Annotated in this window: 24 protein-coding genes, 2 pseudogenes and 1 other annotated feature; of the genes and pseudogenes, 2 read left to right on the top strand and 24 right to left on the bottom strand. The window is 48.2% G+C overall.

The window, feature by feature from the left end:
* Positions 1-66: 66 nt before the first annotated feature.
* The 7 genes from rplB to AWJ19_RS23945 form a co-directional block, all read right to left on the bottom strand.
* Positions 67-897 (bottom strand): 50S ribosomal protein L2, encoded by an 831-nt coding sequence (rplB, locus tag AWJ19_RS23915; RefSeq protein ID WP_068727662.1) that lies wholly within the window; start codon positions 895-897, stop codon positions 67-69.
* A gap of 27 nt (positions 898-924) precedes the next feature.
* Positions 925-1,218, bottom strand: a complete 294-nt coding sequence (gene rplW / locus AWJ19_RS23920; protein ID WP_068727663.1) for a 50S ribosomal protein L23 — start codon at positions 1,216-1,218, stop codon at positions 925-927.
* Positions 1,218-1,841, bottom strand: a complete 624-nt coding sequence (gene rplD / locus AWJ19_RS23925; protein ID WP_068727664.1) for a 50S ribosomal protein L4 — start codon at positions 1,839-1,841, stop codon at positions 1,218-1,220. The genes rplW and rplD overlap by 1 nt, the downstream gene beginning before the upstream one ends.
* 25 nt (positions 1,842-1,866) lie before the next feature.
* Positions 1,867-2,490 (bottom strand): 50S ribosomal protein L3, encoded by a 624-nt coding sequence (gene rplC, locus AWJ19_RS23930; RefSeq protein WP_068727668.1) that lies wholly within the window; start codon positions 2,488-2,490, stop codon positions 1,867-1,869.
* A gap of 42 nt (positions 2,491-2,532) precedes the next feature.
* A complete protein-coding gene (rpsJ, locus tag AWJ19_RS23935; RefSeq protein ID WP_017692074.1) occupies positions 2,533-2,841 on the bottom strand; it encodes a 30S ribosomal protein S10 in 309 nt (102 codons plus the stop codon).
* Between the two features lie 234 nt (positions 2,842-3,075).
* Positions 3,076-4,425: a globin-coupled sensor protein gene (locus AWJ19_RS23940; RefSeq protein ID WP_068727670.1), complete on the bottom strand. Its 1,350-nt coding sequence runs from the start codon at positions 4,423-4,425 to the stop codon at positions 3,076-3,078.
* A 223-nt stretch (positions 4,426-4,648) separates the two neighbouring features.
* Positions 4,649-5,359 (bottom strand): Crp/Fnr family transcriptional regulator, encoded by a 711-nt coding sequence (locus AWJ19_RS23945; protein ID WP_068727674.1) that lies wholly within the window; start codon positions 5,357-5,359, stop codon positions 4,649-4,651.
* 166 nt (positions 5,360-5,525) lie between these two features.
* Between AWJ19_RS23945 and AWJ19_RS23950 the strand changes: the two genes are divergently transcribed.
* A complete protein-coding gene (locus AWJ19_RS23950; RefSeq protein ID WP_068727676.1) occupies positions 5,526-5,975 on the top strand; it encodes a 4-vinyl reductase in 450 nt (149 codons plus the stop codon).
* A 37-nt stretch (positions 5,976-6,012) separates the two neighbouring features.
* Positions 6,013-6,354, top strand: coding sequence for a cupin domain-containing protein (locus tag AWJ19_RS23955; RefSeq protein WP_068727678.1), 342 nt, complete (start codon positions 6,013-6,015; stop codon positions 6,352-6,354).
* Positions 6,355-6,491: 137 nt separating this feature from the next.
* Here the strand turns inward: AWJ19_RS23955 and tuf are convergent, their stop codons facing one another.
* The 17 genes and pseudogenes from tuf to AWJ19_RS24035 form a co-directional block, all read right to left on the bottom strand.
* Positions 6,492-7,682, bottom strand: coding sequence for an elongation factor Tu (gene tuf, locus AWJ19_RS23960; RefSeq protein ID WP_068727680.1), 1,191 nt, complete (start codon positions 7,680-7,682; stop codon positions 6,492-6,494).
* Positions 7,683-7,788: 106 nt separating this feature from the next.
* Positions 7,789-9,867: an elongation factor G gene (fusA, locus tag AWJ19_RS23965; RefSeq protein ID WP_068727682.1), complete on the bottom strand. Its 2,079-nt coding sequence runs from the start codon at positions 9,865-9,867 to the stop codon at positions 7,789-7,791.
* A gap of 47 nt (positions 9,868-9,914) precedes the next feature.
* Complete coding sequence (gene rpsG, locus AWJ19_RS23970) at positions 9,915-10,385, bottom strand: 30S ribosomal protein S7 (protein WP_019908219.1); 471 nt, start codon at positions 10,383-10,385, stop codon at positions 9,915-9,917.
* Between the two features lie 46 nt (positions 10,386-10,431).
* The gene (gene rpsL, locus AWJ19_RS23975) at positions 10,432-10,851 is read right to left on the bottom strand and encodes a 30S ribosomal protein S12 (RefSeq protein WP_068727684.1); all 420 of its coding nucleotides are present in this window, start codon (positions 10,849-10,851) and stop codon (positions 10,432-10,434) included.
* Between the two features lie 135 nt (positions 10,852-10,986).
* Positions 10,987-11,238 (bottom strand): ribosomal L7Ae/L30e/S12e/Gadd45 family protein, encoded by a 252-nt coding sequence (locus AWJ19_RS23980; protein WP_042131229.1) that lies wholly within the window; start codon positions 11,236-11,238, stop codon positions 10,987-10,989.
* A 180-nt stretch (positions 11,239-11,418) separates the two neighbouring features.
* Positions 11,419-15,029: pseudogene (rpoC, locus tag AWJ19_RS23985) on the bottom strand (DNA-directed RNA polymerase subunit beta').
* 111 nt (positions 15,030-15,140) lie between these two features.
* Entirely contained in the window at positions 15,141-18,686 is a 3,546-nt protein-coding gene (rpoB, locus tag AWJ19_RS23990; RefSeq protein ID WP_068727686.1) for a DNA-directed RNA polymerase subunit beta, read from the bottom strand.
* 410 nt (positions 18,687-19,096) lie between these two features.
* A complete protein-coding gene (locus AWJ19_RS23995; protein WP_068727688.1) occupies positions 19,097-19,702 on the bottom strand; it encodes a class I SAM-dependent methyltransferase in 606 nt (201 codons plus the stop codon).
* A 127-nt stretch (positions 19,703-19,829) separates the two neighbouring features.
* Entirely contained in the window at positions 19,830-20,192 is a 363-nt protein-coding gene (gene rplL, locus AWJ19_RS24000; RefSeq protein ID WP_068727690.1) for a 50S ribosomal protein L7/L12, read from the bottom strand.
* 64 nt (positions 20,193-20,256) lie between these two features.
* On the bottom strand, positions 20,257-20,760 hold the full coding sequence (gene rplJ, locus AWJ19_RS24005) for a 50S ribosomal protein L10 (protein ID WP_042202325.1): 504 nt from the start codon (positions 20,758-20,760) through the stop codon (positions 20,257-20,259).
* Between the two features lie 65 nt (positions 20,761-20,825).
* Positions 20,826-20,979, bottom strand: a sequence feature (ribosomal protein L10 leader region).
* 65 nt (positions 20,980-21,044) lie between these two features.
* Positions 21,045-21,737 (bottom strand): 50S ribosomal protein L1, encoded by a 693-nt coding sequence (rplA, locus tag AWJ19_RS24010; protein WP_068727692.1) that lies wholly within the window; start codon positions 21,735-21,737, stop codon positions 21,045-21,047.
* 81 nt (positions 21,738-21,818) lie between these two features.
* Positions 21,819-22,243 (bottom strand): annotated as a pseudogene (rplK, locus tag AWJ19_RS24015) (50S ribosomal protein L11).
* Positions 22,244-22,320: 77 nt separating this feature from the next.
* Positions 22,321-22,854, bottom strand: coding sequence for a transcription termination/antitermination protein NusG (nusG, locus tag AWJ19_RS24020; protein WP_020427084.1), 534 nt, complete (start codon positions 22,852-22,854; stop codon positions 22,321-22,323).
* Positions 22,855-22,875: 21 nt separating this feature from the next.
* The gene (secE, locus tag AWJ19_RS24025) at positions 22,876-23,067 is read right to left on the bottom strand and encodes a preprotein translocase subunit SecE (protein ID WP_068727696.1); all 192 of its coding nucleotides are present in this window, start codon (positions 23,065-23,067) and stop codon (positions 22,876-22,878) included.
* 20 nt (positions 23,068-23,087) lie between these two features.
* Entirely contained in the window at positions 23,088-23,237 is a 150-nt protein-coding gene (gene rpmG, locus AWJ19_RS34285; protein ID WP_074086515.1) for a 50S ribosomal protein L33, read from the bottom strand.
* Between the two features lie 362 nt (positions 23,238-23,599).
* Positions 23,600-24,244, bottom strand: a complete 645-nt coding sequence (gene sigH / locus AWJ19_RS24030; protein ID WP_068727698.1) for an RNA polymerase sporulation sigma factor SigH — start codon at positions 24,242-24,244, stop codon at positions 23,600-23,602.
* A 156-nt stretch (positions 24,245-24,400) separates the two neighbouring features.
* Positions 24,401-24,922, bottom strand: a complete 522-nt coding sequence (locus AWJ19_RS24035) for an NYN domain-containing protein (RefSeq protein ID WP_068727700.1) — start codon at positions 24,920-24,922, stop codon at positions 24,401-24,403.
* Position 24,923: the final 1 nt, after the last annotated feature.

Below are 24,923 nucleotides of genomic sequence, written 5' to 3' on the forward strand. Positions count from 1 at the left end.
CCTTCATCCGGTTCTTCAAACCGCGAATTCGACGCTTCGCGTTAAGCTGACTTATAGAGAAGCGTCTTATTTCGTGCGGCGGCGAACGATATATTTATCAGATGCCTTGTTTTTCTTACGCGTTTTGTAACCAAGGGTTGGTTTGCCCCAAGGAGACATAGGCGATTTCCGTCCGATTGGAGCGCGGCCTTCACCACCACCGTGTGGGTGATCGTTAGGGTTCATTACTACCCCGCGAACTTCAGGACGTTGGCCGAGCCAGCGACTGCGTCCGGCTTTACCGATTTTGATCAGCTCGTGATCTTCGTTACCTACGGAACCGATTGTTGCACGGCATACGCTGAGAATTCTGCGAACCTCACCGGATGTCAGACGAACGGATACGTATTTTTCTTCTTTACCCAGCAATTGAGCTTCAGTACCGGCAGCGCGAACCAGCTGTCCGCCTTTACCTGGTTTCAACTCGATGTTGTGGATAACTGTACCAACCGGAATGTTTTCCAGTGGAAGTGCGTTACCAATTTTGATGTCGGCTGCAGGGCCGGACTCAACTTTATCCCCAACTTTAAGTCCTTTAGGAGCGAGGATGTAGCGTTTCTCTCCATCGGCATAGTGGATCAAAGCAATATTGGAAGTACGGTTCGGGTCATACTCGATTGTAGCAACGCTACCTGGTATGCCGTCTTTAGTCCGTTTGAAGTCGATGATACGGTATTTACGTTTGTGTCCGCCGCCGTGGTGACGAACCGTAATTTTACCTTGGTTGTTACGTCCCGCTTTTTTACTCAGCGGCGCAAGCAACGATTTCTCAGGCTGGTTTGTTGTGATTTCTTCAAACGTAGACACGGACATTCCGCGTCTTGCCGGAGAGGTCGGTTTGTACTTTTTGATTGGCACTATAGTTCCCTCCTTACTTTAAGAGTATTATTCTACCGCTTCAAAGAACTCAAGCGGCTTGCTGTCCGGGCTAAGCTTAACGATGGCTTTTTTCCACTCTGGAGTGTATCCGGAGTATTTGCCGTAACGTTTCAGTTTACCAGGTACGCGCATAGTGTTCACACTAACGACTTTTACTTTGAAAATAGCCTCAACGGCTTTTTTGATTTCGGTCTTATTAGCACGGATATCCACTTCAAAAGCATATTTCAATTCGCTCATGTAGTCGGATGTGCGTTCCGTAATCACCGGACGTTTGATAATATCACGAGGATCTTTCATTACGCGAACACCTCCTCTACCTTCAGAACTGCTTCCTTGGTGATGATCAGTTTGTCGTACGTCAGTACGTCAAGAACATTGATGCCGTCAGCCGCTACGAATTTCACCCCAGGGATGTTACGAGCGGAAAGCGCTACGTTATCATCATAGCTAGGAGCTACAATCAACGCTTTGCTGTCTACCTTCAGATTGTTCAGAATCGCTGCGAATTCTTTCGTCTTCGGAGCATTCAGTGTCAGGCTATCCAATACGATAATGTCGTTCCCGATAACTTTCGAGGACAACGCGGATTTGATGGCCAGACGGCGAACTTTCTTAGGCAGTTTCCAGGAATAGCTGCGTGGAGTTGGTCCGAAGACAACGCCGCCGCCTTTCCATTGTGGAGAACGGATGGAGCCTTGACGAGCGCGACCTGTACCTTTTTGTTTCCAAGGCTTGCGTCCGCCGCCACGAACTTCAGAACGTCCTTTTACTTTGTGTGTACCACGACGAAGGGAAGCTCTCTGCATAAGCGCAGCTTCGTGCAGGACGTGCACGTTCGGCTCGATACCGAATACTGTTTCGCTCAGTTCAACTTCGCCAACTTCGTTACCACTGATATTAAAAAGTGTTACTTTTGGCATTTCATGTTCCTCCTTTCTTCAGTAATTATTTCTTAACGGATTCTTTAACTTTCACGAAGCTGTTCTTAGGGCCTGGGATAGCGCCTTTAACCAGCAATACGTTGCGTTCAACGTCTACTTTGATGATTTCAAGTCTTTGAACCGTTACGGTCGTGTGACCCATATGTCCTGGCAGGCGTTTGCCCTTAGGAACGCGGTTGGCTTGAATGGAACCCATGGAGCCCGGTCTTCTGTGGTAGCGGGAACCGTGAGCCATTGGTCCGCGGCTTTGACCCCAGCGTTTGATAACACCTTGGAATCCTTTACCTTTGGATGTACCAGTTACGTCAACAAATTCGCCTTCAGCGAAGACATCAGCCTTCAGCTCTTGTCCAACCTCGAGTGCCCCGAGGTCAACACCGCGAATTTCGCGAACGTAGCGCTTAGGTGTTGCATTTGCCTTTTTGGCGTGACCCTGTTCAGGCTTGTTGGAGCGGCTTTCCTTCTTATCTTCAAAGCCCAACTGCACTGCTTCATATCCGTCGATATTCAGGTCTTTCTTTTGCAGTACCACACAAGGTCCAGCTTCGATAACCGATACTGCGATCACGTTACCTTCTGGAGTAAACACTTGAGTCATACCGAGTTTTTTTCCTAAGATACCTTTCATGTTGACACCTCTTTTCTTTTCCTAGTTACTAAAGTGGTAGAATTACAATTTGATTTCGATATCTACACCGGACGGCAGGTCCAAGCGCATCAAGGCATCCACAGTCTGTGGTGTCGGGTTCACAATGTCGATCAGACGCTTGTGAGTCCGTTGTTCAAACTGTTCACGGGAATCCTTGTACTTGTGTACCGCACGGAGAATAGTAATGATTTGCTTCTCAGTTGGCAGCGGGATCGGCCCGGATACACCAGCACCCGAACGTTTTGCTGTTTCAACGATTTTCTCTGCGGATTGATCAAGAATTCTGTGGTCGTATGCTTTCAAGCGGATACGAATTTTTTGCTTTGCCATTTTAGTCCCTCCTTCTATCGCCCAATTTATTATCGGACATACTCCGTGAAAATTTTCTGACGTCGACCTCATGGCAAAGGGGCCGGGTGTGTCAGTAACCTCTCACATCATCGCAACGTCTCAGAACAACATTTATTATTATATATAATAGGCGCCTACTTTGCAAGCGAAAATAAAAAAACAGCTCATGTTTTTTCATAAACTGTTTTCTTCTATATAAATAGTACTCCAGGATTAAAGATTATCTGTAGCTGATCTAAAATACTCTGCTGAAGCCGCACTTTGTGCTGTTGTAGCACCGATTCCTTCTATAGTCTGAATGAGCACTCTGATCTCTTCCTCCACAACTACGATCTCCTGTGTACTGGATTGCATAGAATCTACGATTTCACTGAACAGCCTGCTCGTCTCTACTGACTGCTCTTTGCCGCTCTTTGTCAGCTCCTGCACCTTGCGGATCTCATTGACCACCTGATTCGTCAACGCAACCGATTTGTGGGTTAAGTCACCGATCCTTATAACCGTACTCTTCGTATCCTCAGCGAGCCGGCTGACCTCACTGGCAACGACACTGAAGCCCTTCCCGTGCTCTCCAGCACGCGCAGCTTCTATTGTAGCATTGAGAGACAGGATTTTGGTCTGATCGGCAATATCCTGTACAGCGGCCACAATCCGCTGAATCTGCTGGGAAGAGCTGCTGAGCTCATTAACCGAGCGCTCCATCTCATTAGTACTCTCGTAAATCAGGTTAATCTGTCCGCTAAGGCTGCCGAGCTGGTCCTGTCCATCCTTAGCCATCTCCCGTGACTCTACAGCGGTGGAAGCAGTGCGCCGGAAGGTATTGTTCACCTCGTTGCTGCTGGCCACCAGCTGCTCTACAGCCGCATTAGTGTCCATACTCAGATCTACCAGCTCACCGCTGAACTCAGCGATTTTCTGCTTCAGTTCATTTTTGACGACCAGGTACTGTTCTTCCTTCTCTCTGATATTCTCCCTCTCATAAGCTTCCAGCACCAGCTGCTGCTCCAGATTCAGAAGCTTGGTCAGGGTCTGTACAACCTTTAACCGTTCGTTATCTTTAAGAGTTTCACCATAGATTACCGTAATAAAAACATTCTGAAGATTCTGGAAGGCGGATAGATACCACTTAGGCTCCAGTCCCACCCTTTTATGAATTTTAGCAATCGTCAGCCGCTTGGCTATGTATTGTTCATCCACGTTACCGTCAAAAATCTCAATAATATGCTCTTTCAGCGTTCTTTTGAGGCGTTCGATACTGCTATGCTCCAGAATGATGGCTTCCAGCTTGTTAACACCGAGAACAGTATTGTAGAACTGATCGGTGATATAGTCTATTTCACGTTCTACTGTAGGCTTCATCAGGCGGAGCAGACTTAGATCCTCCTCTGTGAGGTCAATCATCCGCATCTGTTCATTCAACTCATCATGTCCGCTAAGGGTGTGAAAAGCTGCTGTGGCAATGGGTGCAAAAGGCTCGCTGTCTGTGTGGGGCGTGTCGGGAGAAACCTCATTAGTCTTACGTAATTGGATGCCATGCATAAAAGAAAAAGGACACTTCCCCATACTTCCACTCTCCCTGAATTTCTAAATATTAGCATTGCAAATATAGCAATATTCTAACCTACCTGAGAGAGGGTTGTAAAGAATTTTAAGTAATATTTTGTAGAAAAATGTTGTATAATACGCTGTTTTACGTAGTTTGATGTCATTTCATGTCGAAAAGAAGGATAATATCCATTCTATATCCCCTTCGGGTTATAGAAAGGTCTTTATAAGAACACTTGTTCTACACCGTGATTTCAGCAATCTGGGACAGTGACAGCATATCCAATATAGTTACTTTCCTATTACTCATCCGGATGATCTTCATTTGCTCCAGCTTGTTCAGCTTGCGGCTGAGCGTTTCCGGCGTTGTCCCGATCATTGCTGCGAACTCTTTTTTCGCAGCCGGCAGATGAAGGCTATACTCCGCCTCCCCGCCGCTCAGCAGTGACTGTCTCGAGTAGAGATGAAGAAGCAGCCTCGCCAGTCTTTTCTCCGCTTCAAAAATATGCAGTGCTCCCGCAAGTTCGTCTGCCTGCTGCAACTGCTCACTTACTGACATCAGAAAGCTGAAGGCAAGCCCGGCGTTACTCGCTAACAGCGGCATAAAATCCTCACGCCGCATCCGGCAAATGGATCCGCTCTCCACCACCTCGGCTGTGGCATAATGATGCTTGTTGTGAAGCAGGGCGAACTGCCCAAAGTAATCCCCCGGAAAAAGAAAGCGGAGGATGTGCTGTTTTCCCTCTTTACTGGTCTGGGTCAGTTTGATTAAACCGTTGTTTACAACAAACAGGGAATCCGACTGCTCACCCTCCCTGAATACCAGGCTGCCTTTTCCGTAAAATCTAGATTCTATGATAGATTCCACCTTGTGCAGCTCATGATCCGGCAAAGCCAGAAATACCGGCACCTGACGGACACAAGAATTCTTATTGCATGTATTACAATTCATTTCCCATCGTTCCTTCCTAATCACCTGAAGCCAACATAGCAGGATTCTGCTCACTTTCCGGTGACCCCGCGCACAATATTTTAGAAAAACTTGATCTGAATCAAGGATTGCCGGCTTCCTTTCCTTCACAATAGAGACAGAGAGATTATAGAGGAGATGGACATCAATGCAGCAGTATACTTTTGAGGATATGCAAAAGATGGATAGAGCCAGGCTTGGTAACATGGTGCCGCTGGAGCTGTTTCGCACAATCAGATTAATTGGCATGAATCAGGGTTTGCCTTTGGGTGGTAAAGGCACAACCCTTACTGTAGGAAGAAAAATCGGTGAAAGTCTTCCCGTCACTAGTGTGGAGGAGCTCCTCGCTCTTTTTGAAGAGCTGAAAATTGGTATTCCGCGCATTGTTTACTCAGATCAACACAGGTTGAATATTGCTGTAGAGGATTGTTTCTGCAAAGGTTTGCCGACACTGGAAGAAGAGAAAATGATTTGTGATCTGGAAGGTGCTATTCTGGAGGGAGCCTTGAGCAAACTGCTGGGACGCAGGGTTAGTGTCAGAGAAATTAAATGCAACGCTACCGGTCATGAGTATTGCGAGTATGAAGTAAAACTATAACCTTCAGGGGAAAACTAAAGGAAAGCGAGAGATCAACATGGAAAAGAAAAATATTCAAGATGCTATTCAACATTTGGAGGAGCGTTTCACTAAGAAAGTACTGTTCCAAAAGGGGGACAGCGTAGTATTCGTGCTTAACTTCATGCCGGGCCAGAAGCTTCCGGCACATACGCATCCTGGGGCTGATGTGTATATTTATGCCCTTCAGGGAAGCGGAACGATTACTGTAAATGAGGCTGATCAGGAATTTTCTGAAGGTGAAATTATCCACATTGCGGATGATGAGGTTTTTGCTTACCGCAACAGCGGCAGCACTCCGGCCAGTCTGCATGTCGTATTATCCAAACTGCCGGGACCTGCCTATGCAAAAGAAATCTAATTATTATTCATCTGAAAACTCTATCCACAGGGGATATCCTCACTGGATAGAGTTTTTTGATGTATAAAAAAGCAGGAGCTCTTCCGAAGAAGAACTCCTGCTCTTATATACGTTCTATCCTAACGGATAGAGCGAAATTATTTCTGGATGGATGCTACGGAACCTGCACCAACTGTACGTCCGCCTTCACGAATGGAGAATTTAGTACCTTCTTCAATCGCGATTGGGGAGATCAGTTGTACGGTTACAGTGATGTTATCACCAGGCATAACCATTTCAGTACCTTCTGGCAGGTTGATGATACCTGTTACGTCAGTTGTACGGAAGTAGAACTGTGGACGGTAACCAGTGAAGAATGGTTTGTGACGTCCGCCTTCTTCTTTAGTCAGAACGTAAATCTGAGCAGTGAACTCAGTGTGCGGGTTAACGGAGTTTGGCTTAGCCAATACTTGTCCGCGCTCGATGTTGTTACGGTCTACACCGCGAAGCAGTGCGCCGATGTTGTCGCCCGCTTGAGCGGAATCGAGCAATTTACGGAACATTTCAACGCCGGTAACAACGGATTTTTTCTTCTCTTCGTGGATACCCACGATTTCAACTTCTTCCCCAACTTTAACTGTTCCGCGTTCTACGCGACCAGTTGCCACAGTACCGCGGCCAGTGATGGAGAATACGTCTTCGACTGGCATCAAGAAAGGCTTGTCAGTTTGACGCTCAGGCAGTGGGATGTAAGTGTCGATAGTTTCGAACATTTCAACGATCTTACCAGCCCATTCGCCGTCTGGGTTCTGCAGCGCTTCACGAGCGGAACCACGAACGATTGGAGTGTCATCGCCTGGGAAGTCGTATTCGCTCAGCAGATCGCGAACTTCCATTTCAACCAGTTCAAGCAACTCTTCGTCTTCAACCATGTCGCATTTGTTCAGGAATACAACGATGTAAGGAACGCCTACCTGACGGGAGAGCAGGATGTGCTCGCGAGTCTGTGGCATTGGGCCGTCAGCTGCGGATACAACCAGGATCGCTCCGTCCATCTGCGCTGCGCCAGTGATCATGTTTTTAACATAGTCGGCGTGTCCAGGGCAGTCTACGTGTGCGTAGTGACGGTTAGGAGTTTCATATTCAACGTGAGCTGTGGAGATAGTGATACCACGTTCGCGCTCTTCTGGAGCTTTATCGATTTGGTCGAATGCTACAGCAGCACCGCCGTATTTTTTGGACAATACAGTTGTGATTGCAGCAGTCAGAGTCGTTTTACCATGGTCGACGTGACCGATAGTACCGATGTTAACGTGCGGTTTGTTACGTTCAAACTTTGCCTTTGCCATTTGAACAGTTCCTCCTTTAATGTGGGGTTCCTTATATTTGAGCCGCCCGTTTATAAGCAATTCTTAGATGACTGGGATAGCAGCGGACGGCAAGTTAAAAACGTAATTACTCAGCGCCCTTGTTCTTGGATACGATTTCTTCTGCAATAGTCTTAGGCACTTCTTCATAGTGCGAAAGTTCCATTGAGAATACGCCGCGTCCTTGAGTACCGGAACGGAGAGTTGTGGAGTATCCGAACATTTCGGAAAGAGGCACCTTGGCACGAATAATCTGCGCGCCACCACGGGAATCCATACCTTCGATTCTACCGCGACGGGAATTCAGCATACCCATAACATCGCCCATATATTCCTCAGGAACAGTTACTTCCACTTTCATGATTGGCTCAAGCAGGACAGGCTTACACTTGTCTTTAGCTGCTTTGAGTGCCATCGAGCCGGCGATTTTGAACGCCATTTCGTTGGAGTCAACATCATGGTAAGAACCATCAACGATGGTTGCTTTAACGTCTACAAGCGGGAAGCCTGCAAGAACGCCGTTTTTCATTTGCTCTTCAATACCGGCAAGTGCAGGAGCGATGTATTCTCTTGGTACAGAACCACCGACAACTTTACTTTCGAACTGGCTGCCAGTACCTGGCTCGAGAGGTTCGAATTCAACCCATACGTGACCGTACTGACCGCGACCGCCGGATTGGCGAACGAATTTACCTTCGACGCGTGCTGGAGCCTTGAATGTTTCGCGGTAAGCAACCTGTGGTTTACCCACGTTGGTTTCTACTTTGAACTCGCGGCGCATACGGTCGATGATAATGTCAAGGTGAAGCTCACCCATACCTGCCAGGATCGTTTGGCCAGTTTCTTCATCAGTATGCGCACGAAGAGTAGGATCCTCTTCTGTCAGCTTACCGAGAGCAACGCCCATTTTATCTTGGTCGGCTTTGGTTTTTGGTTCAACTGCGATTTCGATAACCGGATCAGGGAAGTTCATTGATTCCAGGATAACCGGGTGTTTCTCGTCGCAAAGGGTATCGCCAGTACTTGTGTCCTTCAGACCAACAGCTGCCGCGATATCACCGGCGTAAACGACGGAGATTTCTTGACGGCTGTTCGCATGCATCTGCAGGATACGGCCGATACGCTCACGTTTGCCCTTAGTAGCGTTAACTACGTAAGAACCGGATTCCAGGATACCGGAGTATACACGGAAGAACGTGAGTTTACCAACATAAGGGTCAGTCATGATTTTAAATGCCAGTGCAGAGAATGGTTCTTCATCAGAAGAGTGACGAACCGCTTCTGTACCGTCTTCCAAGTGACCTTGGATCGCAGGTACATCAACTGGTGCCGGCAGGTAATCAACAACTGCGTCCAGCATCAGCTGAACCCCTTTGTTGCGGTAGGAGGATCCAACGATTACAGGGAAGATCTTAACTTCTACAACGCCTTTGCGCAGAGCAGCTTTGATCTCTTCAACAGTAATCTCTTCGCCTTCCAGGTACTTCATAGTCAGGTCTTCGTCGAGTTCAGCTACCTTCTCGATCAGCTCGAGACGCAGTTCCTCAACTTGGCCCAGGAATTCTTCCGGAATGTCAGTAACTTCGATGTTTTGTCCCAGGTCATCTTTGAACATGTGAGCTTTTTGCTCAACCAGGTCAATGATACCAGTGAAATCAGCTTCTGCGCCGATTGGCAGCTGAATTGCAACTGCATTTGCCTGCAGACGCTCACGCATATCCTTAACAACGTTAAGGAAATCCGCACCAATGATATCCATCTTATTTACATAAGCAATCCGGGGAACGCCGTAACGGTCAGCCTGTCTCCAAACAGTTTCAGACTGAGGCTCAACGCCCTCTTTCGCACTGAAAACGCCTACTGCCCCATCCAATACACGAAGGGAACGTTCAACTTCAACAGTGAAGTCAACGTGTCCCGGGGTATCGATGATATTGATGCGGTGACCTTTCCAAGCAGCGGTTGTAGCAGCGGAAGTAATAGTGATTCCGCGCTCTTGTTCTTGCTCCATCCAGTCCATTGTAGCAGCACCCTCGTGAACTTCACCGATTTTGTGCGTACGGCCTGTATAGAAAAGAATCCGCTCAGTGGTAGTAGTCTTACCAGCATCAATATGCGCCATGATCCCGATATTACGTGTATTTTTTAAGGAGAACTCTCTTGCCATGAATTGGGTCTCCCTTCAAAATATCGATTATTTGAACAGCCTTAATCCTACCAGCGGTAGTGAGCAAACGCTTTGTTCGCTTCAGCCATTTTGTGTGTATCTTCGCGTTTCTTAACGGAAGCGCCTGTGTTGTTGGAAGCGTCGATGATCTCAGCCGCCAAACGCTCTTCCATAGTCTTCTCACCGCGGTTGCGTGAGTAGTTTACGAGCCAACGTAATCCCAAAGCAGTACGTCTCTCAGGCTTAACCTCGATAGGTACCTGGTAGTTAGCACCACCGACACGACGAGCTTTTACTTCCAAGACCGGCATGATATTCTTGATGGCTGCTTCGAAAACTTCCATCGGTTCTTTACCTGTACGTTCTTGAATAAGCTTGAACGAGTTGTACAGAATGCTTTGAGCGACACCTCTTTTACCATCCAGCATAATGCGGTTGATCAAACGAGTAACCAACTTGCTATTATACAATGGATCCGGAAGTACGTCTCTCTTAGTAACTGGACCTTTGCGTGGCATGGATATCCCCCTTTCTTAAATGGTTATTACGGAATTTAGTTTAACCTTATTTCTTGACTTTAGGACGTTTCGCACCGTACTTGGAGCGAGCCTGCATCCGGTTGTTCACGCCTGCTGTATCCAGCGCGCCGCGAACGATATGGTAACGTACCCCTGGAAGGTCTTTTACGCGTCCACCGCGGATCAGTACCACGCTGTGCTCTTGCAGGTTGTGTCCGATACCCGGGATGTAAGCAGTAACCTCGACCTTGTTCGTCAAACGCACACGAGCGTATTTACGAAGCGCGGAGTTCGGTTTCTTCGGAGTCATTGTGCCTACACGAGTGCACACACCGCGTTTTTGCGGGGCGCTCAAATTTGTAGCCTCACGCTTCAGGGCGTTGAAACCTTTTTGAAGAGCGGGAGATTTGGATTTCTCGATTTTGGCTTGACGGCCTTTACGAACCAGTTGATTAATAGTTGGCATTTGTTGTGCCACCCCCTTCCTGAAATAATAATCGTTTCATGAACTTTAAGTCCACAGACCCAGGTGGTTCATAAAAAGACAAATGAAAAGTTTTTGCCGCCGAAGTGTACCCCCGGTACAAAAACAGATCTAATGCTATTGTTTTAAGACGGCTGCCATAGCAGCACCAACTTCTATACCACAGGCTTTGCCCAAATTCAGCATTGTGTCCACATATGTGATCTTCACACCTTGTTTGTTACAAAGCATAACAATTCTGGAAGTAAGCCGTTGATCTCCGTCCTCTGCCACATAGACTTCTGCGGCCTGGCCCAATTCAACCGCCTTGACGGTTTGCTTGGTACCGATCTTGACCTGAGCATCTTGTAATCCTCTATCATCAGTCATAATAAACATTACCTCCAATGAACAAGAATAACAAGGCCACTCACGCACCTTAGACATATTAGCATTATCAGAAGATGATGTCAAGCAATTGAGAAATAAATATTTTTATATTTACAGCAGTCAGCCGCGCCGCGAGGTACTGCCCCCGCGGCGCGGAATCTGTCTGCCATAATTAATATACTACTCGGCCGTAACCGTTTCTAGAGCCTCTTGCTCACTCTCTTCATTCGGATCGCTCAGCTTCACATTACGGTACCGGTTCATACCGGTTCCCGCAGGGATCAGCTTACCAATGATAACATTTTCTTTAAGTCCAAGCAGTTTGTCGACTTTACCCTTAATAGCTGCGTCTGTAAGGACGCGGGTAGTCTCCTGGAAGGACGCTGCAGACAGGAAGGAATCTGTCTCCAGGGAAGCCTTGGTAATACCGAGCAGTACCGGCTTGGCAACTGCAGGCTCCTTGCCTGAAAGAATAGCTTCCTTGTTAGCTGCTTCGAATTCCTGAATATCCGCAAATGCGCCAGGCAGAAGATTAGTATCTCCAGCATCGATAATACGGATCTTGCGCAGCATCTGCTTGATCATAACTTCGATGTGCTTATCGTTAATTTCTACACCCTGGTTACGGTATACGCGCTGTACTTCCTGCAGAATGTAGTTCTGAACCCCGCGGATACCCTTGATGCGCAGCATTTCCTTAGGGTCGATCGAACCGTCTGTCAGCTCATCCCCGGCTTCAATCTCCTGGCCTTCGCTGACACGCAGACGTGAACCGTAAGTGATAGAGTAGGTCTTGGATTCAGCTTCCCCTTGAACCTCGATTTCGCGGCGGTCCTTGGTTTCACGGATTTCCTTGATTACCCCGTCAATCTCACTGATTGTTGCCTGACCTTTAGGGTTACGCGCTTCGAACAACTCCTGGATACGCGGCAAACCTTGCGTGATGTCATCACCGGCAACCCCCCCGGTATGGAACGTACGCATGGTAAGCTGGGTTCCCGGCTCACCGATGGATTGTGCGGCAATAATGCCGACAGCTTCCCCGATTTCCACGAACTTACCTGTGGCCAGGTTGCGTCCGTAGCATTTTTTGCAGACCCCGTGACGGGCACGGCAGCTCAGAACAGAGCGGATTTGCAGCTTGGTTACACCAGCGTTAACAATCTCTTCAGCCTTGTCGGAATCAATCAGATCGTTACGGTGAACGATGATTTCCTTCGTTTCCGGATGACGGACTGTTTCGAAGGAGTAACGGCCTTCAATACGGTCATACAGATCCTCGATAACTTCTTTACCATCCTGGATACGGCTTACAGTGAAGCCTTTATCCGTACCGCAATCTTCTTCGCGGACGATAACGTCCTGCGCTACGTCTACGAGACGACGGGTCAGGTAACCGGAATCGGCTGTACGCAGCGCTGTATCGGCCAGACCTTTACGCGCTCCGTGCGTCGAGATGAAGTACTCGAGGACGGTCAGACCTTCACGGAAATTCGCCTTGATCGGCAATTCGAAGATACGTCCGGAAGGTGTCGCCATCAGACCACGCATACCGCCAGCTGGGTGATCTGCGATTTGTTACCGCGCGCCTTGGAATCTACCATGAGCATGATGGAGTTAAAGCGGTCCATCGATTTCAGCAGGATGTTAGTAAGCTCATCCTTCGTCTTCGACCAGATTTCAATAACACGGTCATAACGCTCATCGTTGGTGATCAGACCACGGCGGTACTGGTTAGCAACCACGTTGACCTTAGCATCGGATTCTTCCAGAATCTTAGTCTTTTCTTCAGGTACTACTACGTCGGATACGGCAACTGTTACACCGGAACGTGTAGAATACGTGAAGCCAAGCTGTTTGATTTTATCCAGAATTACAGAAGTTTTGGTTGTATGGTAAGTCTCGAAGCAGCGGGCGATAATCAGACCGAGATATTCCTTACCTACAGCACTGGCGTCCGCAGCATTCATAATGCGCTCGCGGATATCGGCACCTTTTTCGTAGATAAAGTATTTCTCAGGAGTACCCTGAAGCAGGTTCGCTTTGGTAGCTTCGTTGATATACGGGAAGCTGCTTGGATAGATTTCGTTAAAGATAATTTTACCGATCGTTGTGATCAGCATTGCACCCTGCTGCTCATCCGTAAAGCTGGTTTTACCCAGGGCTTTAACCGGAATAGCTACACGCGCATGCAGTCCTGCAGTTCCGCGCTGGTAAGCTGATACAGCCTCATTCACATTACGCAGGATCATACCTGTGCCCTTCTCTTCCTTGTTGTCCATGGTCAGGTAGAATGTACCGAGGACCATATCCTGGGAAGGGGTAACAACCGGCTTACCGTCCTTAGGGTTAAGGATGTTGCCGGATGCCAGCATCAGGAGACGTGCTTCTGCTTGAGCTTCAGCAGACAGTGGAACGTGTACCGCCATCTGGTCACCGTCAAAGTCGGCGTTGTAAGCTGTACATACGAGCGGGTGGAGACGGATCGCATGACCTTCAACCAGGATCGGTTCAAATGCCTGGATACCCAGTCTGTGCAGCGTAGGGGCACGGTTCAGCAGAACCGGGTGCTCTCTGATTACTTCTTCAAGAACATCCCATACTTCAGGGCTAACACGCTCTACTTTGCGCTTCGCACTCTTGATGTTGTGGGCAAGGCCTTTGTTAACCAGTTCTTTCATAACAAACGGCTTGAAGAGTTCCAGAGCCATTTTCTTAGGAAGACCGCATTGGTACATCTTCAGATATGGTCCTACAACGATAACGGAACGTCCGGAGTAGTCAACACGTTTACCGAGCAAGTTCTGGCGGAAACGTCCCTGTTTACCCTTCAGCATATGGCTGAGGGATTTGAGCGGACGGTTACCAGGCCCTGTTACAGGACGGCCGCGGCGGCCGTTGTCGATCAGAGCGTCGACAGCTTCCTGAAGCATACGTTTTTCGTTCTGCACGATGATGTCAGGAGCACCCAGATCCAGCAGTCTCTTAAGACGGTTATTACGGTTGATTACACGGCGGTACAGGTCATTAAGGTCAGACGTAGCAAAACGGCCGCCATCCAGCTGAACCATCGGACGAAGCTCCGGCGGAATTACCGGGAGTACATCCATGATCATCCAGTCAGGTTTGTTGCCGGAGTTACGGAAGGCTTCAATAACTTCAAGGCGTTTGATCGCCCGGTTACGGCGCTGGCCCTGAGCAGTGCGCAGCTCTTCCTTGAGGAATTCCAATTCCTTCTCGATGTCGATATCCTGGAGCAGTTTTTTGACTGCTTCAGCACCCATGCCTGCCTGGAATCCGTAGCCGTATTTTTCACGATAGCTGCGGTATTCTTTTTCGGACAGGAGCTGCTTCTTCTCCAGCGGTGTTTCACCTGGATCTGTTACAACATAAGATGCGAAATAGATGATCTCTTCAAGCGATCTCGGGGACATATCCAGAGCCAGACCCATACGGCTTGGAATACCTTTGAAATACCAGATATGAGATACCGGAGCTGCCAGCTCGATATGGCCCATACGTTCGCGGCGGACTTTGGCGCGGGTAACTTCAACGCCGCAGCGGTCGCAGACAACGCCCTTATAACGGACGCGTTTGTATTTACCACAGTGACATTCCCAGTCCTTTTGCGGTCCAAAGATACGTTCGCAGAACAAACCTTCTTTTTCCGGTTTCAGCGTACGGTAGTTAATGGTTTCCGGTTTTTTTACTTCTCCGCGGGACCAAGAACGAATTTTTTCCGGAGAAGCAAGCCCGATTTTCATAAATTCAAAATTGTTAACGTCCAACAAGGAGCAACCCTCCTTAACCTATATCCTGATTTAGTACCGGAGGCCCTCCCTTGACGGTGAAATCAAAAGAGGGCACGGTCCTTTTAGATGAAATTATTATCCTGCTACAGCTTAATCGATGCCGACTTCTGCACCCTCAAGATTGAGGCTCAGCTTGTCGCCTGACGTCTCGTCTTCATCATCCAGTTCCTTCATCTCGATTTCCTGCTCGTCGCCGCTGAGGATTTTTACGTCCATACCAAGCGACTGCAGCTCCTTGATGAGTACCTTGAACGATTCCGGAACACCCGGTTCCGGCACATTCTCGCCTTTGACGATGGATTCGTATGTTTTCACACGGCCGACCACGTCATCGGATTTCACGGTCAAAATCTCTTGCAGTGTATATGCGGCACCGTAGGCTTCAAGCGCCCATACTTCCATTTCCCCGAAGCGCTGTCCGCCGAACTGCGCCTTACCGCCGAGCGGCTGCTGCGTTACGAGGGAGTAAGGACCGGTGGAACGGGCATGAATCTTATCATCAACCATGTGCGCCAGCTTGATCATGTGCATGACACCGACAGTAACTTCGCGCTCGAAGCGCTCGCCTGTACGTCCGTCATAAAGCACTGTCTTACCGTTGCGCTGCATGCCTGCTTCTTCCATAGTATCGAAGACGTCGTTTTCACGGGCTCCGTCGAATACCGGCGTAGCAATGTGAATACCGAGCTGCAGCGCAGCCATACCGATATGAACTTCCAGTACCTGACCGATGTTCATACGGGAAGGTACGCCCAGAGGGTTCAGTACTACCTGTACAGGTGTACCGTCCGGAAGGAACGGCATATCCTCTTCAGGCAGGATACGAGCAACGACACCCTTGTTACCATGACGTCCCGCCATCTTGTCACCCTCAGAAATCTTACGTTTCTGGGCGATGTAGACGCGGACCAGCTGATTCACGCCAGGAGGCAGCTCATCGCCGTTCTCGCGGGTGAAGACTTTAACGTCAACGATAATACCGTCACTACCGTGAGGAACGCGCAGCGAGGTGTCACGCACTTCACGCGCTTTCTCACCGAAGATCGCATGCAGCAGGCGCTCTTCTGCAGTCAGTTCCGTTACGCCCTTAGGAGTAACTTTACCAACGAGAATGTCGCCGGCGTTGATTTCGGCACCGATGCGGATAATGCCGCGCTCGTCAAGATTGCGCAGAGCCTCTTCACCCACATTAGGAATATCGCGGGTAATTTCTTCAGGTCCCAGCTTCGTGTCACGGGCTTCGGATTCGTATTCCTCGATGTGGATCGAAGTGTATACATCTTCCTTAACCAGTTTTTCACTCAGCAGGATCGCATCCTCGTAGTTGTAACCTTCCCATGTCATGAACGCAACAACTACGTTGCGGCCCAGGGCCAATTCGCCCATTTCAGTGGAAGGACCGTCTGCCAGGATATCACCCTTCTTAACAATGTCCCCTCTTTTGGCAAGAGGACGCTGGTTAATACAGGTACCTTGGTTCGAACGCATAAATTTGTGTAATTTATATTTAACGATATCGCCTTTAACTTCCTTGCCGTCGACAGCCTCTACGCGGCGCAGCCAAATTTCGTTGGCCGAGGAGCGTTCGATAATACCGTCATACTTGGAAACAATACATACGCCGGAATCCTTAGCGGATTTATGCTCCATCCCTGTGCCGACAAGCGGCGCCTTCGGAATCAGAAGCGGAACGGCCTGACGCTGCATGTTCGATCCCATCAGTGCGCGGTTGGAGTCATCGTTCTCAAGGAACGGAATGAGCGCCGTAGCGACCGATACAACCTGTTTTGGCGAAACGTCCATGTAGTCAACGCGATTACTAGGCATTGTAGTAATGTTGTCGGAGTCTTTGTTGTAACGGACGATAACCATATCTTCCTTGAACGTACCGTCTTCCTCGATCTGTACGTTCGCCTGAGCGACTACATAGTTATCCTCTTCATCGGCAGTCAGATAATCAATCTGTTCGGTAACCTTACCTGTCTTAGGATCCACCCAACGGTACGGAGCTTCAATGAAGCCATACTCATTGATGCGGGCAAAGGTCGACAAGGAGTTGATCAGACCGATATTCGGGCCTTCCGGTGTTTCGATTGGACACATACGGCCGTAGTGACTGTGATGAACGTCGCGGACTTCAAAGCCTGCGCGTTCACGTGTCAGACCGCCGGGTCCGAGTGCCGACAGACGGCGCTTGTGCGTAAGCTCGGCAAGCGGGTTCGTCTGGTCCATAAACTGGGACAGCTGCGAGCTTCCAAAGAACTCTTTAATGGACGCAATCACAGGACGGATGTTGATCAGAGCCTGCGGTGTAATCGCATTTGCATCCTGAATCGACATTCTCTCGCGCACTACGCGTTCCATACGGGACAGACCGATACGGAACTGGTTCTGCAGGAGTTCACCAACAGAACGCAAACGGCGGTTACCCAAGTGGTCGATATCGTCCGTATTACCGATACCATGCAGCAGATTAATAAAGTAGCTGATTGAGGAGATAATATCAGCCTGGGTAATATGCTTGACCGACTTGTCGATGTTGCCGTTGGCAATCAGCTTGATAACCCGGCCTTCTTCAATTGGCGAAAAGACGTCAATTGTCTGCAGCGGGATATCTTCGCTGTCCAGAACCCCGCCGGTTACGCGGTAGTTTTTGGCAGCCATGTTCTTTTCGAAATAAGGAATCAGCTCATCAAGCAGGCGGCGGTCAACCATCTGGCCGGATTCTGCCAGGATCTCCCCGGTCGATTCATCAACGAGCGGCTGAGCCAGACGCTGATTGAACAGACGGTTCTTGATGTGCAGCTTTTTGTTGATTTTGTAGCGGCCGACATTGGCCAGATCATAGCGCTTAGGATCAAAGAAACGTGCGACCAAAAGGCTCTTGGCATTGTCAAGTGTCGGAGGTTCGCCCGGACGCAGACGCTCATAAATTTCGATAAGCGCTTTTTCCGTGGAGTCCGTGTTGTCTTTATCCAGCGTATTGCGAATATATTCATCATTACCAAGCAGTTCCAGAATCTCGGCATCGCTGCCGAAACCAAGAGCACGCAGAAGCACAGTAACCGGGATTTTACGTGTACGGTCGATCCGGACATACATGATGTCCTTTGCATCCGTTTCAAGCTCCAGCCAGGCCCCGCGGTTAGGAATTACTGTGGCGGTGTAGGTTTTTTTGCCGTTCTTATCCACTTTTGTGCTGAAATAGACGCTAGGAGAGCGAACCAACTGGCTGACAATAACCCGTTCCGCACCATTGATAATAAAAGTGCCGGTCTCCGTCATCAGCGGGAAATCTCCCATGAACACTTCCTGCTCTTTGACCTCACCGGTCTCCTTATTAATGAGCCGTACCTTAACCCGCAGAGGAGCCGCATATGTTACGTCCCGCTCTTTAGCGTCGTCAACCGTATATTTCGGTTCACCCAGGCTGTAATCAATGAACTCAAGCACCAAATTACCCGTGAAATCCTGGATCGGCGAGATGTCCTGGAACATTTCCCGCAATCCTTCCTCCAAAAACCAATCGTAAGATTTTTGTTGGATCTCGATCAGGTTCGGGACCTCGAGTACCTCGTTAATTCTCGCATAGCTCCGCCGAGTGCGTCGACCATACTGAACAAGATGTCCTGCCAACTTTACTCACCCCTCATGTCTACTCACTTAAAAATTGATTGCGAACCCTTGTTTGGAACCGTATAATGGAACCATAACACAAGGATTCGACCATAAATAAAGAAAAGCCCTTATCGAAATCTTCGAAAAAAGAGCGCATCTATCCATGGCCAAAATACTCCTTATCCAGTAGATTTGCCTAAAACGTACATATTATACGTCAACAAGCAACAGTTTATGCGCTATTAACTATTATCCCGGCGGACTTCGCCGTGACAGTAACATAGAGAACGGAATTCGCACAAACTTCCCAAACGGCTTGCGCTTGCCGGCGACAATAACACTTGACATTTCAGCAAACTAAAGACATGGAGCCTAGGTTAATACTGACATTTTATAATAATACCACTATTAAAAGCACATGTCAATAATCATTCAACTATTTTTTGTGCTTTAATAATACGGTATCCCTTATCCTTTGTTACTTCCTCTACAACCGGGAACAGACTTTCCAGTTTGGCCACCGCTGAAGGTGCCCCCTGCTTCTTCTGAATGACAATCCACAGCGCTCCGCCCTCGTTCAAATGCTCATATGCCTGTTCAAAAATCTGATGCACCACAGCTTTACCTGCCCGGATCGGCGGGTTGGTGAGGATAACATCGAACTTCTGCCCCTGCACTGCAGACAGCACATCACTTTCTTTCACCGTAATGTTCTTCACACCGTTATTCCCGGCATTCTCACGGGCAAGCTCTACAGCACGGCTGTTAATATCAATCATCGTTACATGGCCTTCCGGAGCAAGCAGCGCCGCACTGATTCCAATCGGTCCGTACCCGCACCCAACATCAAGAACTGCCGCATTACGCGGTATCTCGATTGATTCAATCAGCACCCTGCTTCCGTAATCGATATCCCCCTTGGAAAAAACGCCGGCATCACTTATAAACTTGAGGCTTTTACCTCTCAGTACTGTGTTTAGCGTCCGTCTGTCATGGCGAGCATCCGGCTGCTGGGAGTAATAATGCTGCGACATTCATTGCCCTCCCTTCTTATCAAAGTAACAACTTCTTTATAAAGCAACCCCCTTGAACAAGTTCAAGGGGGTTGAAGAACCGGGAGAGAATTACCTCTATCCGGGGTAATGCTTTATGGAAGCGAAATTACTTCACTTCTACAGCTGCGCCTGCTTCTTCCAATTTAGCTTTGGTAGCATCAGCATCTTCTTTGCTTACTTTTTCTTTGATTGGCTTAGGAGCGTTGTCTACCAGGTCTTTAGCTTCTTTCAAGCCCAGACCAGTGATTTCGCGAACGATTTTGATAACGTTGATCTTGGAAGCGCCAGCGCTTGTCAGGATTACGTCAAATTCAGTTTGCTCTTCAACAGCTGCTGCTGCTGCGCCGCCGCCTACTGCAACTGGAGCTGCAGCAGTTACGCCGAATTCTTCTTCGATTGCTTTAACCAGGTCGTTCAGTTCCAGTACGCTCATGCCTTTAATTGCTTCCAAGATTGCTTCTTTACTCATGGTTGAACCTCCATTTTATAATTAAATTTGTTTGTGTTTGTGTTACGAAACCTGAGACAAAGGCTTACGCGCTTTGTTCTTCTTTTTCAGCGACAGCTTTAACTGCAAGCGCGAAGTTGCGCATTGGAGCTTGAAGCACGCTAAGCAGCATGGAGAGCAAACCTTCGCGGGAAGGAAGTTCTGCCAGTGCCTTGATTTGCGCCTCATCTACAACTTTGCCTTCTACTACGCCACCCTTAAGTTTCAGAGCGTCGTTCTTCTTAGCGAAGTCGTTCAAAATCTTGGCAGCAATTACTGCGTCAGTTTCACTGAAGGCGATGGCTGTAGGACCAGTCAGTACTGCATCCAGATCAGTCAGTTCAGCCGCTGCAGTTGCACGACGAAGCAATGTGTTCTTCAGGACCTGGAACTCAACGCCAGCTTCACGAAGCTGCTTACGCAGTTCGGTTACTTGCGAAACGTTCAGACCGCGGTAGTCCGCAACAACAGTAGAGATACTGTTCTGCAGTTTGCCGGTAACAACATCAACCGCATCCTGTTTAGCTTGGATTACTTTTGCATTTGCCAATTGTATACACCTCCTGAAAATTTATGTGACGGCGTTCTCTTCCAAAGAATCTCCGCCGTTCCTACGCAGGCATTAGAAAAGCCTCCGCAGAATCACGAAGGCTTGATAAAAGGAAAGTCTCAAGGCAGATGCCCGGTACTTTATATTTCTATCACAACACCTCGGTAGGAAATTAAGCCTTAAGGCACCTACTGTCTACGGTAAGCATATTCAAGTTTAAGATTGATCACCTTAAGTACAACTGTTATAGGTTATCAGAGATAACTCCAGGAGTCAACCCCAAATTATCTGTAAGCAGCTGTGCTCACACGTGCGCTTGGTCCCATAGTGGAAGAAATAGCGATGCCTTTAAGGTATACACCTTTAGCAGCAGCTGGTTTCGCCCGGTTCAAAGCGTCGATAAGAGCTTTAAGATTCTCGTTCAGTTGTTCAGGAGCAAAGGACACTTTGCCGATAGGCGCGTGAATTTGACCTGCTTTATCGAGACGGTATTCGATTTTACCGGCTTTGATTTCTTGCACAGCCTTGGTAACGTCGAAAGTAACAGTGCCGGCTTTAGGGTTAGGCATGAGGCCTTTACCACCGAGCAGACGACCCAGTTTACCGACTTCACTCATCATATCAGGTGTAGCTACGCAGACATCGAATTCAAACCAGCCCTGTTGGATTTTGTTGATCATATCCTGATCGCCAACATAATCCGCGCCAGCAGCTTCCGCTTCCTTCGCTTTTTCACCTTTTGCAAATACAAGCACGCGTTGTGTTTTACCAGTGCCGTGTGGCAGGACAACAACACCACGAACTGCTTGGTCTTGTTTACGAGGGTCTACACCCAGACGAACTGCTGCTTCAACGGTTTCGTCGAATTTGGCAGTTGCCGCCTTTTTCACAAGCTCTACAGCTTCTGAAGGCTCGTAAGTTGCTTCGCTGTTGATCAGCTTAGCAGATTCCAGGTATTTCTTACCATGTTTAGCCATGAAAATGTTCCTCCTTTGTGGTGTTAGCGGAAATTCCTCCCACATATTGCGGTCATGAATGACCGGTTCATCGAATACATATTAGTCTTCGATTGTGATACCCATAGAACGGGCAGTACCTTCAACCATACGCATTGCAGCTTCAACAGATGCAGCGTTAAGGTCAGGCATTTTGGTTTCGGCGATTTCACGAACCGCTGCGCGGCCGAGCTTCGCTACTTTTTTCTTGTTTGGTTCACCGGATCCTTTTTCTACTTTAGCAGCGATGCGAAGCAGAACGGCAGCCGGAGGAGTTTTAGTGATGAAAGTAAAGGAACGGTCTTCAAACACTGTAATTTCAACCGGGATGATCAGACAGCCTGGTCAGCAGTACGGGCGTTGAATTCCTTACAGAATGCCATGATGTTGACACCTGCTTGACCCAACGCAGGACCTACTGGAGGCGCTGGATTCGCTTTCCCTGCAGGAATCTGCAGTTTCACCATTTTAATAACTTTTTTAGCCATGAGTGACACCTCCTTGCAAAAATAGTGGTATTCGAACGCTTACCGCGTTCTCCCACAAGAAACCCTTGACACTGTTATTATATTTTTTCCACTTGAGTGAAATCCAACTCCAGCGGGGTTTCCCGTCCAAACATGTTGACATGCACTTTGATCTTGCTCTTGTCGGCCAAAATTTCTTCCACGGAGCCCACGAAATTCGCAAAAGGCCCAACCATAATACGTACGGATTCCTTAATTTCGAAATCAATCTTCGCTTTAGGTTCAACCATGCCCATATGCTTCAGAATTTGTTCAACCTCTTCCGGAAGCAAAGCGGTAGGCTTGGAGCCGGAACCTGTCGAACCGACAAATCCGGTAACGCCCGGCGTATTGCGGACAACATACCATGAATCATCAGTCTGAACCATTTCAACCAAAACATAACCGGGGTAAACTTTACGCATAACGGTCTTTTTCTTACCGTCCTTGTTTACCAGCTCTTCTTCCATAGGAACAAGAACGCGGAATATTTTGTCTTCCATGCCCATGGACTCAACGCGTTTTTCCAAATTGGCCTTAACCTTATTCTCATACCCGGAATAGGTATGAACAACATACCATCTTTTTTCCATACCAAGCCACCTTGGACCTCTCTAAATAATCGCTTCAATTACAGCGGAAATAATGATGTCCAGAACCCAGAAGTAAACAGCGATAACTACAATTGTACCGAGAACGATCATTGTATAGTTCTTCAGCTCTTTACGGCTAGGCCAGCGAACTTTTTTGAGTTCACTCCAGCTCTCAGTGAAAAAGGAAAACAGAGACTTGAAACTACGTTTCACGCCGACTACACCTCCAAAGACTATCTGGTTTCGCGATGAGGAGTTTGCTCGTTACAGAACTTGCAAAATTTCTTCATCTCCAAGCGGTCGGGGTGATTTCGCTTGTTTTTGGTTGTCGCATAGTTTCTTTGTTTGCAACTTGTACAAGCCAAAGTGATAATTACCCGCATGATGTGCACCTCCCGAAGACGTACTTCTAATTTAAATTAGAAGACGCAAATATTGATCCTAAAAAAAACCCGCGAATTTAGGCCTACCTAAAACACTTTAGCATAATGTCAACGTCTGTGTCAACGAAAGAATTGCCCTATCGCGCTGGGTAATTCCGGGTTTGTAGTCGTGTGCCGCATGTAGTCCTTGCTCTGCCTTTTTCCCGCTGAACACGGTTATTCCCTATCATTATGGAGCATTCCGACTTTGTGTAAACCTGTTCCAACCGCAAGCGTCCAAATTCTCATCTATTCCTGATACAGAAGCCAGCACAACACTAAAAAAAGACTCGATGTCCGAGCCTTTCATTAACATTATATCATTAATTGTCACGCACTTCCAGATATCTTTCCAATTTACGTTTGACCCGCTGCAATGCGTTGTCGATCGACTTCACATGCCGCTTCAGATCCTCGGCAATTTCCTGATAGGAACGCCCGTCCAGATAAAGCATGAGCACCTTGCGTTCAAGGTCGCTTAAAATCTCCGCCATCTTATCTTCCAGTCCAATGAACTCCTCCTGGTTAATAATCAGCTCTTCCGGATCCAGCACCTGGGTGCCGCAGATCACATCCATCAGTGTCCGGTCGGAGTCCTCATCGTAGATGGGCTTGTCCAAAGATACATAGGAATTAAGCGGAATATGCTTCTGGCGGGTAGCCGTCTTAATCGCGGTAATGATCTGGCGGGTAATGCAAAGCTCGGCAAACGCCTTGAATGAAGAAAGCTTGTCGCCCTTGAAGTCACGGATTGCCTTATACAGGCCAATCATGCCTTCCTGCACGATATCCTCCCGGTCAGCCCCGATTAAAAAATAGGATCGGGCCTTAGCGCGTACGAAATTACGGTACTTGTTAATTAAGTGTTCCAATGCGCCGCTGTCGCCACTACGGAAGATCTCGACAATCTCTTCATCACTTATGAAATCATACTCAGAAAGCATTATTTCCTTGAGGTCGACACTCACCAAGAATCCCCCCGGCTGCAACGCAAGACACATCGTTACTTAGCTAAAATATAGGAACAGTATATATTATGTTACCTTACAACGTCAACCGGATATTGTCCAAAAACAATCTTCAATAACATTTAATGGCATTTTGTTCAGGGCGCTTCAGCCAATTCATTGCCGGCGCCAGTCTTCAAGACGTTTTCGCGTATCCGGCGGCAGCTTTTCTTCCAGTGAGTGCCGTTTGGAACTGATGCTTTCTGGTTCTATCGCCTTTTTGACGAGCTTCTGATTCTCTTCAATTTCCACCTTCAGCTCACGGGCGGAGACACGCAGAGCCCCTTGGGCAAAAATGACATGCTGTTCCACAAAATCGCTGGTTGCCACATATATCTGCCGGCGCCGGTGAGTGTATTCCCCCACCAGTCGCTCGATGCATTCGTCCGCTGTCTCTTTTTCCTTAGTGAAGACCACCTGTACCTTCCCCTGTACAAAAGAACGCCCGAGTCCCGGAACACGGTAAGCATCGAACACGGCGATAACGCGCCGCCCGGTGAATGCCTGATAATCGGCCAGCATATCCAGCAGCCGGTCACGCGCCTCCTGCATGCCGGTCAGCGAGAGTGCCGCGAGTTCCGGCCAGCCGCCTATCATGTTGTATCCATCCACCAGCAGCACATCGCGCCAGTCAGCCATA

The sequence above is a fragment of the Paenibacillus sp. DMB5 genome (assembly GCF_001517085.1).
Taxonomy (GTDB): domain Bacteria; phylum Bacillota; class Bacilli; order Paenibacillales; family Paenibacillaceae; genus Paenibacillus_AQ.

Coding starts and splice junctions, on each gene's coding strand:
- fusA (WP_068727682.1), bottom strand. CDS start 9,867: ATGGCAAGAGAGTTCTCCTTAAAAAATACACGTAATATCGGGATCATG.
- AWJ19_RS23955 (WP_068727678.1), top strand. CDS start 6,013: ATGGAAAAGAAAAATATTCAAGATGCTATTCAACATTTGGAGGAGCGT.
- AWJ19_RS23950 (WP_068727676.1), top strand. CDS start 5,526: ATGCAGCAGTATACTTTTGAGGATATGCAAAAGATGGATAGAGCCAGG.
- tuf (WP_068727680.1), bottom strand. CDS start 7,682: ATGGCAAAGGCAAAGTTTGAACGTAACAAACCGCACGTTAACATCGGT.
- rplL (WP_068727690.1), bottom strand. CDS start 20,192: ATGAGTAAAGAAGCAATCTTGGAAGCAATTAAAGGCATGAGCGTACTG.
- AWJ19_RS23945 (WP_068727674.1), bottom strand. CDS start 5,359: ATGAATTGTAATACATGCAATAAGAATTCTTGTGTCCGTCAGGTGCCG.
- AWJ19_RS24035 (WP_068727700.1), bottom strand. CDS start 24,922: ATGGCTGACTGGCGCGATGTGCTGCTGGTGGATGGATACAACATGATA.
- rpsL (WP_068727684.1), bottom strand. CDS start 10,851: ATGCCAACTATTAATCAACTGGTTCGTAAAGGCCGTCAAGCCAAAATC.
- rpmG (WP_074086515.1), bottom strand. CDS start 23,237: ATGCGGGTAATTATCACTTTGGCTTGTACAAGTTGCAAACAAAGAAAC.
- rpsG (WP_019908219.1), bottom strand. CDS start 10,385: ATGCCACGCAAAGGTCCAGTTACTAAGAGAGACGTACTTCCGGATCCA.
- AWJ19_RS23940 (WP_068727670.1), bottom strand. CDS start 4,425: ATGGGGAAGTGTCCTTTTTCTTTTATGCATGGCATCCAATTACGTAAG.
- rplW (WP_068727663.1), bottom strand. CDS start 1,218: ATGAAAGATCCTCGTGATATTATCAAACGTCCGGTGATTACGGAACGC.
- rpsJ (WP_017692074.1), bottom strand. CDS start 2,841: ATGGCAAAGCAAAAAATTCGTATCCGCTTGAAAGCATACGACCACAGA.
- AWJ19_RS23995 (WP_068727688.1), bottom strand. CDS start 19,702: ATGTCGCAGCATTATTACTCCCAGCAGCCGGATGCTCGCCATGACAGA.
- rplC (WP_068727668.1), bottom strand. CDS start 2,490: ATGAAAGGTATCTTAGGAAAAAAACTCGGTATGACTCAAGTGTTTACT.
- rplD (WP_068727664.1), bottom strand. CDS start 1,841: ATGCCAAAAGTAACACTTTTTAATATCAGTGGTAACGAAGTTGGCGAA.
- AWJ19_RS23980 (WP_042131229.1), bottom strand. CDS start 11,238: ATGACTGATGATAGAGGATTACAAGATGCTCAGGTCAAGATCGGTACC.
- nusG (WP_020427084.1), bottom strand. CDS start 22,854: ATGGAAAAAAGATGGTATGTTGTTCATACCTATTCCGGGTATGAGAAT.
- rplA (WP_068727692.1), bottom strand. CDS start 21,737: ATGGCTAAACATGGTAAGAAATACCTGGAATCTGCTAAGCTGATCAAC.